Origin of the sequence: Clostridium estertheticum (assembly GCF_011065935.2) — a bacterium.
Lineage (GTDB): Bacteria > Bacillota > Clostridia > Clostridiales > Clostridiaceae > Clostridium_AD > Clostridium_AD estertheticum_A.
Map to the genome: position 1 here is coordinate 337401 of NZ_JAAMNH020000001.1, position 13128 is coordinate 350528.

Consider the following 13128-nt stretch of genomic DNA (forward strand, 5'->3'; position numbering starts at 1 on the left):
TTATGAAGAAAAATGCAGTGATTTCAATTGTTAGTAAACAATCTGACAATGAAGAGGTTGGAGATGCTATAGAGGTGGTGACACCTGGTGAATTTTATAAAAAAGAAAATTCTTATTATGCAGTATATGAAGAGACTGAGATTTCAGGAATGAAGGGAACTACTACTACATTAAAAATTGATAAAGAACATTTTACACTTATAAGAACTGGAACTACTAATACAGAAATGAAATTTAAAAAATATTCAAGGGATTTAACACTATACAACACACCTCATGGTGCGTTAGATTTAACTGTAGATACTAAGGAGTTAAAGATGAACGTGGATAGTAATGGTGGAGATGTATTTATAGATTATGATATGATAATAGGAAATCAACAAATTTTAAGTACAACTCTAAAAATTAGTATCAAAGCACAATAGTAATTAAGGCTATGTTCTAATATTAGAACATAGCCTTTCTTTAATTATTATAAGGTTTGGAATATTTAGATATGACCAGAAGCAGAATGTAATACAAGATAAGAATCTAAATTATAAATTAAACTTAAAAAAAAAGAGATTTTATATAATAAAATTCTCCAAAAAAAGAAAACACAAAAAACACTAGTTAATCACAAAAAAGTGTGATAAGATGTTAATATTGTTTTTGAAAATAAATATGTCAGTTTACTATACGATTGTATTTATAGGGTAATTTCTATTATAGAAGTATAAAGAACATCTGTCAAGCTATTTTTAGAAAAATCAATATAAACGTTTTATATAGGTATGCATTAACAATATTAGAAGAAAATAAAAACATATAAGCAAAAATGAATAAAGTATAGGAGGAATAATAATGAGCACTAAGTACATATTTGTCACAGGTGGGGTAGTATCATCTTTAGGAAAAGGAATAACCGCAGCGTCCCTTGGCAGGCTTTTAAAGAATAGAGGGTTAAAGGTTTCTATGCAAAAATTTGATCCATATTTAAATGTAGACCCAGGCACCATGAGTCCTTATCAGCATGGAGAGGTTTTTGTTACAGATGATGGAGCGGAAACAGATTTAGATTTAGGACATTATGAGAGATTTATTGATGAAAATTTGAGTAAGAGCAGTAATGTAACTACAGGAAAAGTATATTGGTCAGTTATAACAAAAGAAAGAAGAGGAGACTATTTAGGTGGTACAGTACAAGTAATACCACATATAACTAATGAGATAAAAGAAAGAGCTTATAGAGTAGCTAAAGAAAAAGATGTAGATGTAGTTATAACTGAAATTGGTGGAACTGTTGGAGATATTGAGTCGCTACCGTTTTTAGAAGCAATAAGGCAGGTTAAATATGAGGTAGGAATAGAGAATGTTTGCTTTATCCATGTTACATTAGTGCCATATTTAAAGATGGCAGGAGAACTTAAAACAAAACCTACTCAGCATTCTGTAAAAGAACTTAGAAGTATAGGCATTCAGCCAGACATTATAGTATGCCGCTCTGAGGAGGAAATATCTGATGACTTGAAGGCTAAAATCGGGCTATTTTGTAATTTAGAAGCAGGCTCAGTAATTCAGAATTTGGACGCTGAGAACTTATATGAAGTACCGCTTATGCTTCACAAAGAGGGATTAGATACTCTAGTGTGTAAAAAATTAAAACTAAATTGTCATGAAATAGATAACGCTGATTGGACTTCCATGGTATATAGGTTAAAAAATTTATCAGGAAATGTGAAAATAGCACTAGTTGGAAAATACGTAGAACTTCATGATGCATATATTTCTGTTGTTGAAGCATTAAGCCATGGAGGGCTTTATAATGATTCTAATGTAGAAATTAAATGGGTAAATGCTTGTGATGTAACTTCAGACAATGCAAGTGAAATGTTAGGGGACGTTAATGGCATATTGGTTCCAGGCGGATTTGGCGATAGAGGAATAGAAGGCAAAATAGAGGCTGCAAGATATGCTAGAGAAAATAAAGTGCCATTTTTCGGTATATGTCTTGGTATGCAGTGTGCTGTTATAGAATATGCAAGAAACGTGGCAGGACTAAAAGGAGCTAATAGTTCAGAGTTTGAAGCGGAAGTGGAGTATCCAGTAATAGATTTAATGCCGGATCAAAAGGATATAGATGAAAAAGGCGGTACTATGAGACTGGGATTATATGCATGTAAATTAACAAAAGATTCTAATGCTCATGAAGCCTACAATGATGAAGTGATATATGAAAGACATAGACATAGATATGAATTTAATAATCAGTATAGAAAAACAATAACTGATGCAGGACTTATGCTTACAGGAACAAGCCCTGATGAAAGATTAGTAGAAATAGTTGAAATTAAAGATCATCCTTGGTTTGTTGGAGTTCAGTTTCACCCAGAACTTAAATCTAGACCTAATAAACCGCATTCACTGTTTAAACAATTTATTAAGGCATCTTTAGAACATAAAAAATAACATTTATTATATCCTATAGAGTGGACAGTAAAAAAGTCTAACCTATAGGATTTTTCTTAGACCTTAATATGAGACAGCTATCTAGATTAGCGGGAAAATAAAATTACCAATAAATTTCAATCAAAATTAAGGAGGAATTTTATAAAATTAATAGAATTTAATATTAAAGACTATATTGCAGCATCGCAGACGATGATTTAATAGCTTTTATCTATTGCACAGGAAATTGAATGAAAAATATATAAATGGAGGTGGAAAAATTGATACTCGATACGAATATTGCTATGGCTTTAAAGGATTCTAATGGTCAATATAAGGTGGAGGAACTTACGATATTTGAAATAGAGAGTATGAAGACTAGATTTCCATGTTTATATGTTGAATTGAATAAAGGTAATGAAATATTAATTGAGGTTAAATGCTGCCTATGCGGTGACTACCATTCTTATCATTATAATATTAATGAACTTTTGAAAACAAATATGGTAATAGGGGGATGTGAGCAATTAGCCTTGCCTATATTTTTCATTGGTAAGAATGAAAAAGTTATAAAAAAAGTAAATGAGCATAGACAGACTATAGAGAAAATTTATGCCATGATATAAAATAAATGGTAGGTAATTATAAAATACACATAGATCTTAGCGGTTTATGTGTATTTTTAATATAGTGGATTAAAGTTTTAAAATAGGATATACTTAAAAAAGTATATCATTTCAAAAAAATCATTGGATAGTAAATACGTTTTTAAATTCCCATGATATTTATTAAATATTATATATAAAATACCCTTCGGAGGTGCAGATTTTGATAAACAAAGATTTTGAAAATATGACAGTAGTTGAGCTGAGGGAACATTGCAAAGAACTTGGTGTTAAAAACATTTCTAAATTTAAAAAAAATGAGTTAATTGAAGAAATAAAAAAGATGACACCAGTTTCATTGCAAAGAGATGGAGTTATTTTAAAAGAAAAAATAAGTCCTAAAATCACTTCTAAAGTTCAAGATGATATTATAGAAAATTCAGAGCAGCAAATCTCAAATGATCCAATCCAGACTGAGAAAACTCCTAATAATGAAGACATTGATACTGGTTTTAAAAATCAAAATGAAAATAAAAAAGAAAAGTTACAAGAAATGATAAATGAATCAGGATCGGCAAGAGGAGTTCTAGAAATAATCGAAAATAATAGTTATGGTTTTTTAAGAGGGCATAATTATTTATCAGGTCAAGATGATATTTATGTTTCACCATCTCAAATTAGAAGATTTAATTTGCAAACAGGTGATGAGGTAGAAGGTAAAGTTAGAACTCCTAAAGAGGGAGAAAAATTCAAAGCGCTATTGTATGTACAGGGAGTAAATGGAGAAAATCCGGATAGGGCTGTAGGCAGAAGGCCCTTTGAAAAGTTAACGCCTATTTACCCAACACAAAGGTTGACACTAGAAACTAGTCCAACAGATCTTTCTTCAAGAATGATGGATATTATTTCTCCTATAGGTAAAGGTCAGAGAGGTATAATTGTTGCACAACCAAAAGCAGGAAAAACAACACTTCTTAAAAAAATCGCTAACAGTATCTCCATAAATCACCCAGAAGTAAAATTAATTGTTGTTTTAATAGATGAGAGGCCCGAGGAAGTTACAGATATGCAGAGATCTATTAAAGGCGAAGTTATTTATTCCACTTTTGATGAAGAACCAGATCATCATACAAAAGTTGCTTATATGGTACTTGAAAGAGCTAAAAGAATGGTAGAGCAAGGGCAAGATGTAGTCATTCTATTAGATAGTTTAACTAGACTTTCCAGAGCTTACAATTTAACTGTAACCCCTTCAGGAAGAACACTATCCGGAGGCCTGGACCCTAGTGCGCTTTTGATGCCAAAGAAATTCTTCGGAGCAGCTAGAAACATTGAAGAGGGTGGAAGTTTGACAATCCTTGCTACGGCACTTATAGAAACTGGAAGCAGAATGGATGATATGATTTTTGAAGAATTTAAGGGTACAGGAAATATGGAAGTTCACTTAGATAGAAAACTTCAAGAAAGAAGAATATTCCCTGCCATTGATATTTATAAGTCAGGAACAAGAAGAGAAGATTTATTGCTTACTAAGATTGAAATGGAAACTATATATAATTTAAGAAAGATAATGTATAGAGAAGGTAATGCTACAGGAGTAACAGAAAAACTCCTAAACTTAATAGCTAAAACTAAGAATAATAGAGAGTTTTTAGAAATGCTAAATAAGAATTTTGAAGTATTGGCTAGATAATATAATAGAAATGAAAAAATGGAAAAGATAATTAAATCTTTTCCATTAATATATTATTCTGCGTCGTTTTCAACTTCACTCTTTATATTGAATTTCTTCATGAATCTGTCTACTCTTCCACCAGCATCAATATTCTTTTGCTTTCCAGTGTAGAATGGATGGCAGTTAGAACATACGTCTACTTTAAGTTCTGCTTTAGTAGATCCTGTAATAAAAGTGTTTCCACATGCACATTTAACAACTGTGTCTTTATGGTATTCTGGATGTATTCCTTCTTGCATATTTTTCACCTCTTTCAAAAAATAGATATATACCCGTATTGTCAACTATTCAAGTTTATCATATAATTGATTATTAAGTCAATAAGAATAAAATTAAATTTGACTTTATTATATAGTGTATATTTGATAAAATACATGTAGTTAGTTTTTTTATAAAATTGGAGGCAAAAGTATGTATGGACCAAAAAATCATGGTTGGGTGGAAGTTATTATAGGACCTATGTATAGTGGAAAGTCTGAAGAACTTATACGTAGAATAAGAAGAACCAAAATTGCAAAACAAAAATTACAAGTTTTCAAACCGGAAATTGATAATAGGTATAGCAAAGTAGACGTGGTATCTCACTGCGGAGAGAAGGAAGAGGCTGTTCCGGTTAAGGATAGCTCAGAACTTCTAGGCCTATTAGATGCGGATACACAAGTAGTTGCTATCGATGAGGTGCAATTTTTTGATAAGGGTATAATTGATGTAATTACTACACTGGCTGATAATAATAAAAGAGTTATATGTGCGGGACTAGATATGGATTTTAAGGGTGAACCTTTCGGACCTATACCGGCACTACTTGCTGTAGCAGAATTTGTGGACAAAATCCAGGCTATTTGCGTAGTGTGTGGTAATCCTGCCACTAGAACTCAACGTTTGATTAATGGAAAGCCAGCTAAATACGAGGATCCTATTGTGTTAATTGGAGCGTTAGAATCCTATGAAGCCAGGTGTAGAAAGTGTCATATTGTTCCTAGAGAAGGGGTGTAACTATGGCTAAAAATGTTAATGTTGGAGGTCAGGCAGTAATTGAAGGGGTTATGATGAGAGGAAGTGCGGGTATTGCTACTGCAGTGAGAACCGAGCAAGGAGAGATTGTGGTAGAGAAAAAAAGCTATATGTCCTACACTAAAAAGAATAAACTTTTAGGACTTCCTATAATAAGAGGATTTATTTCGCTGATTGAATCCTTAGTGATAGGTGTACAAACTTTAAACTATTCAGCTTCTTTTTTCGAAGAGGAGGGCGAACCTTCAAAATTAGATAAATTAATAAAAAAAATATTCAAAGAAAAAAGTAATGATATAATTATGGGAGTATCACTTGTTATTTCGCTGGTTATATCTGTAGGGTTATTTTTTATTTTACCAACTCTAGTAGCTAATGTTTTTAGTAAAATGGGGACAAGTACCATGGGTATGAATATCGTAGAAGGAATTATTAGAGTTTTAATATTTTTATTATATGTGTATCTTATTGGCAAAATGGAAGATATTAAGAGAGTGTACCAATATCACGGTGCGGAACATAAAACCATATTTTGTTATGAAAACAATGTTGAATTAACTCCAGAGAATGCAGCTAAATTTGGAAGACTACATCCAAGATGTGGCACGAATTTTTTATTTTTAGTTATGATAGTCAGCATAATAGTGTTCTCTTTAACTGGTTGGAATTCAATTGGGGAGAGAATAATGTATAGGATTATACTTCTTCCACTAATTTCAGGTGTAAGCTATGAAATTATTAAATGGATGGGTAAAAGCCGAGGTTCCTTAGCTAAAATTCTTTCTTACCCAGGCCTTAAATTGCAGAATCTTACTACAAGAGAACCAGATTTGGCGCAACTAGAGGTGGCAATAAAAGCTCTTAAAGTAGCTGAGGGTATTGAAGATTAATTAGGACGTGATTATGAAGGGCGGTGCAAGTAATGAATATAGGAGAAATACTTCTTAAGTCCTATGGAATTTTAAAAAAAGTTGGAATTGAGAGCTATTTGTTAGATTCGCAACTTTTACTAGGCAAGGTTTTAAATGTTGATAAATTGTTCATAATGCTTAATAGAGGTTTTGAACTTAACCACCAAGAGGAAAATGAGTTTTCGCGGCTAATCCAGCTTAGGGAAAGAAAGATGCCTATAAAATATATTCTTGGGGAATGTGAATTTATGGGTATGGATTTAATAGTAAAGCCTGGAGTTTTAATACCAAGACCTGATACTGAAATTTTAGTTGAAGAAGTAATTAAGCATATAAATGAAAAAGCTTATACTAAAGTGTGCGATGTTTGTAGTGGAAGTGGAGCTATTGGCATAGCCATAGCCGGATTTGTTAAAGGTGCAGTGGTAATGCTTTATGATATATCAGACGATGCAATAGCTGTTGCAAAATTAAATATAGAGAGATTTGATTTGGCCAGTAGGGTTAATGTAGAGAGCAGTGATTTATTACAAAGTGCTATTGAGCAGAATAAGAAATTTCAAGTGGTGGTTTCTAATCCTCCTTATATAAGAGAAGAAGTTATACCTACTTTGATGGAGGATGTAAAAAATTATGAGCCCTACATAGCACTTAGTGGTGGAAAAGATGGTTTGGATTTTTATAGGAGAATTACAAGAGAGAGTTTGCTGGTTTTAGAAAAGGGTGGTCTTTTAGCTTTGGAAATAGGTTATGACCAAAGAGAGGAAGTTCGGGATATTCTTTTAAAATCTGGATTTAATAACATAGAATGTATTAAGGATTTATCAGGAAATGATAGGGTTATTAAGGGCATATTAATGGATTAAGCCACTTTAGTGGGACTCTACGCCTTGTGAATTAAGTCGCTAAAGTAGAGTAATTCATAGTTATGTTGGATTTGTATATCGAACATAACTATGGTATAATGTTTAGATGTGAAAATATATATACGGAGTGATAAATAATGTTAGATAGGCTTGAGTTTACAGAAAGTAAATATGAAGAAATCACAATGAAAATTGGAGACCCTTTGGTTATTGCTAATCAAAAGGAATGGCAAAAACTTTGCAAAGAACATGCAGAATTGGAAATACTTGTTACGAAATATAGAATATATAAAAAAGCTAAAGAAGATTTAGAAACAAACAAAGAAATGCTTAAAGATGAATCTGACAAAGAAATGAAAGATATGATTCAAGATGAAATTAAAGACTTAATTCAAACTAAAGATACTATGCAGGAAGAATTAAGGATTTTGCTTTTGCCTAAGGATCCCAATGATGAAAAGAACGTGTTTATAGAAATTAGAGCTGGAGCAGGTGGAGATGAAGCAGCATTATTTGCAGCAAATCTATTTAGAATGTACACAAGATATGCAGAGCGTAATAAATGGAAAGTTGAAGTAATGAGTGCTAATGAAACAGATATTGGCGGATTCAAAGAAGTAGTATTTATGGTAAAAGGTGACTCTACCTATAGTAAATTTAAATATGAAAGTGGAGTACACAGAGTTCAAAGAGTTCCAGATACGGAGTCAAGTGGAAGAATCCATACATCGACTGCGACTGTTGCGGTGCTACCAGAGGTTGACGATGTAGATATTGAAGTTAGCGCTAATGATTTAAGGATAGATGTGTTTAGAGCATCTGGTAATGGTGGACAGTGTGTTAATACAACAGATTCAGCAGTAAGAATGACACATATTCCTACGGGACTTGTAGTTTCTTGCCAGGATGAGAAATCCCAGTTAAAGAACAAAGAAAAGGCTCTGAAGATATTAAAATCTAGGCTGTTTGATAAAGCCGAGGCTGAAAGATCTGCAGGAATAGCTGAAGATAGAAAGAGTCAAGTAGGTACGGGAGATAGAAGTGAGCGAATAAGAACTTACAACTATCCTCAAGGAAGAGTAACGGATCACAGAATAGGCTTAACATTATATAGATTAGAAGCTTTTCTTGATGGTGATATAGATGAGATGATGAATACTTTAATAACTGCTGACCAAGCAGAGAAGATGAAAGCCATGGGGAATAATGATTAGTAGACTTTCTTGTTATTTATTTGAATATGCTTTTGTGAAATCTTATTATTGTAATTGAAAGGTGAGAGTAATGAATATAAATAAGGCCATTAGAAAGCAAAGAAAAACTTACAAAGGGTTTATGCTATCGATGTGCTTTATTTTTGTTTTACTACCTATTATGTTAATAGCATCAAAGATTGTAAATGTATTTCTTGTGATATATTTAGTTTGCAATGAGCTACTTATTGCTATAGTTATGATTCTTAGATTTAATGAAGAATATATTGATTTCAAATTGGAAGGATACAAAATAAGCATATGGTGTGGAATTGCAAAAATTAAATTTATTATTATATGCAAAAAAGTTGTTTTCGTTCATACTGAGGACCAAGGTAAGAACTTAGAGATTATTATAATAACAAAATCTAAATTTAGAAATAAAAAAATCTACCCCATAGATATTAATTTTTTAAAAAAATACCCTTATGTAGCACAGATGTATAATAAAATTAAAATTGATAATCCGGAAGATACATATTTCTACTTTATAATTAAACATGGTGGATTCAAAAAATATATTTTACTGGATGACGTGTATAGATCTTGTGTTGACGCAATATTTTCAGGAGATGCTATAGAAAAAATTAAAGAATATAGAGAATACTGCATAAACCCCCACTAATACAAATAAAATTAGATATAGAGAAATAAGTAGAGTGTATAAACGCTTCTATACTTTATTCTCATATGGAATTGTAAGGTATATGATTATAATTCTATAGAAGTGGGGGTATAAATTTGAACAGTAATGTTGCTTTTATAATCTTATTTTCTGGCGTAATAGCTTTGATTGGTACTATGGCAGGGGCATTTTTAGGCGTTGTTATGAACAAACCTTCGCGAAAGTTCTTAGGAAATATTATAGGGTTTGCATCAGGACTTATGCTTTCTATTGTAGTTTTTGAACTTATCCCAGAGGCTACGGAAAAAACTGGCTTGTTTGGAACATTATTATTTTTAATACTAGGCATTATCATTGTTGTATTAATAGATAAAATCAGCAGCTTAACAGGTAATGCAAATTCTCAATATACAAAGGTAGCTTTTATGGTTGCTATTGGAATAATGCTTCATAATTTTCCCGAAGGTCTAATAATGGGATTCGGGTTTGTTAATGGAGAAAATTTAGGGCTGAAAATGAGTGTAATAATTGCAATACATGATGTGCCTGAAGGTTTAGCTGTGGCAGCACCTCTAATGCTTTCAGGAATAAGAAGTGGGAAAATATTATTTTATGCATTTTTAACAGCACTTCCTACTGCCATTGGTGCCTGGATAGGAATTTATATTGGCAGCATATCTGTAAATATATTAGGTAGTGCTTTAGCATTTGCTTCAGGGGTTATGCTATATGTGATTTATGGAGAGATGATTCCTCAGTCTAAAAAGCTTTGGTCTGGAATTACCAATACATTGGGAATACTTTTAGGTATAATAGTGGGGTTAATAATGACTAACGTGCTTTAACGACATTTCAGAAGGAAAGTCTCCAACTTCTATAAGTGGGAGTTGCATGCTAAACAGATAGAAAATTCCAGTTGGAGTCTAAATTTCCTTCTGAAGTCGTTAATATTGCAGCTTCGAAGAAGATGAACAGCTTCACAGATGATGATTTAATTAAGAGGTGTAAGGATGAAAACGAAGATAGCAATAATAGACGAAAATAATATAAATCAAAATATAATTGATGAAGCAGGGCTTGTTATAGCTGAAGGCGGATTAGTTGTTTTTCCTACTGAGACAGTTTATGGTCTTGGAGCTAATGCATTAGATACGCTGGCTATTGAGAAGATTTTTAAGGCTAAGGGAAGACCTCAGGATAACCCCCTTATTGTTCATGTAGCTGATTTTAATATAGAACCTTTAGTTAGAGGAATACCTTGCATAGCAAGGCAAATTATGAACGAATATTGGCCAGGACCCATAACGTTGATTTTTAATAAGTCTGATTTGATTCCGATTACTACAAGTGCGGGGCTAGATACAGTAGGTATACGGATGCCTTCAAATTTAATTGCTAGAAAGCTTATTGAAGCTGCAGGGACGCCTATTGCAGCACCCTCAGCCAATATATCAGGTAGACCTAGTCCTACTGATGTGGAAAGTTGTATTGAGGACTTAAGTGGAAAGATAGAGTATATTCTAGGTGGAGAGAAAAGCGAGGTAGGTCTTGAGTCAACAATAGTGGATTGTACTTGTACTCCTTTATGTATATTAAGACCCGGCGCTATAACCATTGAGATGCTAAGAGAAATAGACAATGAAATATATATTGATAAAAATGTAATGTCTAAGCCAAAGGATGACTTTAAGCCTAAAGCGCCTGGTATGAAGTATAGACATTATGCACCAAAAGCCCCAGTAAAAATTATATGTGGAGATTTAGAAAAAACTATTGCAAAAATCAATGAAATAGTGCAGAATAGTATGGGCAAGAAAAAAATAGGGATTATGGCAACAGATGAAACGTTGGATAAATATCCTTGCGGCACTGTTATTTCTTTAGGTAGCAGAAAACATCTAGATACTGTGGGTAGAAACCTTTTTGAAGTTTTAAGAAGCTTTGATGCTTTAGATGTAGACTCAATATTGTCGGAAGCATTTGAAGAAAAGGGCATAGGTGTTGCTATAATGAATAGGCTTAAGAAGTCAGCAGGTTTTGATATAACTTATGTATAGGTAGATAACAGTTTATAATTGGTATCTATTCTAGAGGAATACGAGGAGTATAACAACTGATAATTGTTACCTACCCCAGAGGAATATGAGGAGGAACTATGGATATATTGTATATTTGTAATGAAGAAATGCGAAAAAGCTATATTATAGAAGCTATTTGCAATAAGATATTTACTGTAAATAATATAAAACCATATGCTATGTATATTCCGATTTATTCAAAGTTTTTTGATGGATTAAAGAATAATGTATTCTTATTATGGGACAATACAAGGAAGATAATGGCATTTAAATAGTTTATTTAAATGCTGATATCTTCTTTTTTTGTAATATAATATCTTTTAATAAGAAAATATATGTTGGAGGTGTTTTACTATGAAAATAGCATTGGGTAGTGATCATGGTGGTTTAGAATTAAAAAAACAGATAATCCTGCATCTGGAGAGTAAAAACATTGAGACAAAAGACTTTGGAACTTATACGGAGGATTCTTGTGATTATCCAGACTATGCATTAGAAGTTGCAGAGACAGTAGTGGCAGAAAAGTTTGAACTAGGTATATTAATATGTGGCACAGGTATAGGAATAGGCATAGCTGCTAATAAAGTCCCTGGTATAAGGGCTGCACTATGCCATGATACTTTTAGTGCTCATGCTACTAGAGAGCATAATAATGCTAATATACTTACGCTTGGCGCGCGGGTTATTGGTATTGGTTTAGCACTAGATATCGTGGATGCTTTTATAAATGCTAAATTTCAAGGAGAAAGACACCAAAAAAGAATTGATAAAATCACTGAAATTGAGAAAAAATATTCTAAATAAACATTAAAAATATTAGGAGGAAATATATATGAGTAAAGTTACACAAATATCACACCCACTTATACTACACAAATTGGCGTTCATAAGAGATAAAAATACAGGTTCAAAGGATTTTAGAGATTTAGTTCAAGAGGTTGCAATGCTTATGGCTTATGAAGTTACACGTGATATACAATTAGAGGAAGTAGAAATTGAAACTCCTATTTGTACTACTAAATGTAAAGTTTTAGCTGGAAAGAAAATGGCTATAGTTCCAATACTAAGAGCAGGTCTAGGAATGGTTGATGGTATGCTGGAAATTATACCAGCAGCTAAGGTAGGGCACATAGGAATGTATAGAAACGAGGAGACATTGCAACCCGTTGAGTATTTCTGTAAATTACCTCAGGATATTAATGAAAGAGATGTAATTATTACAGATCCTATGATTGCTACAGGAGGTTCTGCAATAGATGCAATTTCAGCTCTTAAAAAAAGAGGGGCTATAAATATAAAAATTATGTGTCTTATAGCTGCACCAGAGGGAATTAAGGCTATTCAGGATGCTCACTCAGATGTGGATATATATGTAGCTTCAATTGATGAAAAATTAAATGAAAAAGGATATATAGTACCAGGCCTTGGAGATGCTGGAGACAGATTATTCGGCACTAAATAGTTGATTATTATAATTTAGGCGCATGAAAATAAATAACAAGTCAAAGGCGCAAAATAGACTTGCATACTGATTTGTTATTTATTTTCATGTGGCTTATCATTGAAAGTTTAAAAAGCAACTTACAGAAAATCATCTGTAAGTTGCTTTTATTG

General features: G+C 32.4%; 16 protein-coding genes. 15 read left to right on the top strand and 1 reads right to left on the bottom strand.

Annotation, left to right across the window (positions count from 1 at the left end; genetic code table 11):
- The first annotated feature begins 2 nt into the window (after positions 1-2).
- The 4 genes from G9F72_RS01540 to rho all read left to right on the top strand — a co-directional run bounded on the left by G9F72_RS01540 (position 3) and on the right by rho (position 4725).
- A complete protein-coding gene (locus G9F72_RS01540; protein WP_164956934.1) occupies positions 3-425 on the top strand; it encodes a DUF1934 domain-containing protein in 423 nt (140 codons plus the stop codon).
- A 418-nt stretch (positions 426-843) separates the two neighbouring features.
- Positions 844-2448, top strand: a complete 1605-nt coding sequence (locus tag G9F72_RS01545) for a CTP synthase (protein WP_164956933.1) — start codon at positions 844-846, stop codon at positions 2446-2448.
- A 260-nt stretch (positions 2449-2708) separates the two neighbouring features.
- Positions 2709-3053: a hypothetical protein gene (locus tag G9F72_RS01550; RefSeq protein WP_164956932.1), complete on the top strand. Its 345-nt coding sequence runs from the start codon at positions 2709-2711 to the stop codon at positions 3051-3053.
- A 202-nt stretch (positions 3054-3255) separates the two neighbouring features.
- Positions 3256-4725, top strand: coding sequence for a transcription termination factor Rho (gene rho, locus G9F72_RS01555; RefSeq protein ID WP_164956931.1), 1470 nt, complete (start codon positions 3256-3258; stop codon positions 4723-4725).
- A gap of 53 nt (positions 4726-4778) precedes the next feature.
- On the opposite strand, the gene rpmE is transcribed toward rho, so the two are convergent.
- Positions 4779-5006 carry a 50S ribosomal protein L31 gene (gene rpmE, locus G9F72_RS01560; protein WP_164956930.1) on the bottom strand — a complete coding sequence of 76 codons (228 nt, stop codon included), beginning with the start codon at positions 5004-5006 and terminating at the stop codon, positions 4779-4781.
- A 172-nt stretch (positions 5007-5178) separates the two neighbouring features.
- On the opposite strand from rpmE, the gene G9F72_RS01565 reads away from it, so the two are divergent.
- From G9F72_RS01565 to upp, 11 genes are all read left to right on the top strand, one after another.
- Positions 5179-5763, top strand: a complete 585-nt coding sequence (locus tag G9F72_RS01565) for a thymidine kinase (protein WP_164956929.1) — start codon at positions 5179-5181, stop codon at positions 5761-5763.
- A gap of 2 nt (positions 5764-5765) precedes the next feature.
- Complete coding sequence (locus tag G9F72_RS01570) at positions 5766-6671, top strand: DUF1385 domain-containing protein (protein ID WP_164956928.1); 906 nt, start codon at positions 5766-5768, stop codon at positions 6669-6671.
- A 32-nt stretch (positions 6672-6703) separates the two neighbouring features.
- The gene (gene prmC / locus G9F72_RS01575; RefSeq protein ID WP_164956927.1) at positions 6704-7558 is read left to right on the top strand and encodes a peptide chain release factor N(5)-glutamine methyltransferase; all 855 of its coding nucleotides are present in this window, start codon (positions 6704-6706) and stop codon (positions 7556-7558) included.
- Between the two features lie 134 nt (positions 7559-7692).
- Positions 7693-8772 carry a peptide chain release factor 1 gene (prfA, locus tag G9F72_RS01580; RefSeq protein WP_187356056.1) on the top strand — a complete coding sequence of 360 codons (1080 nt, stop codon included), beginning with the start codon at positions 7693-7695 and terminating at the stop codon, positions 8770-8772.
- A gap of 70 nt (positions 8773-8842) precedes the next feature.
- Positions 8843-9436, top strand: a complete 594-nt coding sequence (locus tag G9F72_RS01585) for a hypothetical protein (RefSeq protein ID WP_164956925.1) — start codon at positions 8843-8845, stop codon at positions 9434-9436.
- Between the two features lie 116 nt (positions 9437-9552).
- A complete protein-coding gene (locus G9F72_RS01590; RefSeq protein ID WP_224675917.1) occupies positions 9553-10281 on the top strand; it encodes a ZIP family metal transporter in 729 nt (242 codons plus the stop codon).
- Between the two features lie 71 nt (positions 10282-10352).
- Positions 10353-10481 (top strand): hypothetical protein, encoded by a 129-nt coding sequence (locus G9F72_RS26870; protein WP_263486672.1) that lies wholly within the window; start codon positions 10353-10355, stop codon positions 10479-10481.
- The gene (locus tag G9F72_RS01595; protein WP_164956924.1) at positions 10447-11493 is read left to right on the top strand and encodes an L-threonylcarbamoyladenylate synthase; all 1047 of its coding nucleotides are present in this window, start codon (positions 10447-10449) and stop codon (positions 11491-11493) included. The genes G9F72_RS26870 and G9F72_RS01595 overlap by 35 nt, the downstream gene beginning before the upstream one ends.
- A 98-nt stretch (positions 11494-11591) precedes the next feature.
- On the top strand, positions 11592-11789 hold the full coding sequence (locus G9F72_RS01600) for a hypothetical protein (protein ID WP_164956923.1): 198 nt from the start codon (positions 11592-11594) through the stop codon (positions 11787-11789).
- Between the two features lie 79 nt (positions 11790-11868).
- Positions 11869-12318 (top strand): ribose 5-phosphate isomerase B, encoded by a 450-nt coding sequence (gene rpiB / locus G9F72_RS01605; protein ID WP_164956922.1) that lies wholly within the window; start codon positions 11869-11871, stop codon positions 12316-12318.
- A 28-nt stretch (positions 12319-12346) separates the two neighbouring features.
- Positions 12347-12976, top strand: a complete 630-nt coding sequence (upp, locus tag G9F72_RS01610) for a uracil phosphoribosyltransferase (RefSeq protein WP_164956921.1) — start codon at positions 12347-12349, stop codon at positions 12974-12976.
- Positions 12977-13128: the final 152 nt, after the last annotated feature.

Coding starts and splice junctions, on each gene's coding strand:
- upp (WP_164956921.1), top strand. CDS start 12,347: ATGAGTAAAGTTACACAAATATCACACCCACTTATACTACACAAATTG.
- G9F72_RS01595 (WP_164956924.1), top strand. CDS start 10,447: ATGAAAACGAAGATAGCAATAATAGACGAAAATAATATAAATCAAAAT.
- G9F72_RS01540 (WP_164956934.1), top strand. CDS start 3: ATGAAGAAAAATGCAGTGATTTCAATTGTTAGTAAACAATCTGACAAT.
- prmC (WP_164956927.1), top strand. CDS start 6,704: ATGAATATAGGAGAAATACTTCTTAAGTCCTATGGAATTTTAAAAAAA.
- G9F72_RS01570 (WP_164956928.1), top strand. CDS start 5,766: ATGGCTAAAAATGTTAATGTTGGAGGTCAGGCAGTAATTGAAGGGGTT.
- G9F72_RS01545 (WP_164956933.1), top strand. CDS start 844: ATGAGCACTAAGTACATATTTGTCACAGGTGGGGTAGTATCATCTTTA.
- rpiB (WP_164956922.1), top strand. CDS start 11,869: ATGAAAATAGCATTGGGTAGTGATCATGGTGGTTTAGAATTAAAAAAA.
- G9F72_RS01585 (WP_164956925.1), top strand. CDS start 8,843: ATGAATATAAATAAGGCCATTAGAAAGCAAAGAAAAACTTACAAAGGG.
- G9F72_RS01600 (WP_164956923.1), top strand. CDS start 11,592: ATGGATATATTGTATATTTGTAATGAAGAAATGCGAAAAAGCTATATT.
- rpmE (WP_164956930.1), bottom strand. CDS start 5,006: ATGCAAGAAGGAATACATCCAGAATACCATAAAGACACAGTTGTTAAA.
- G9F72_RS01565 (WP_164956929.1), top strand. CDS start 5,179: ATGTATGGACCAAAAAATCATGGTTGGGTGGAAGTTATTATAGGACCT.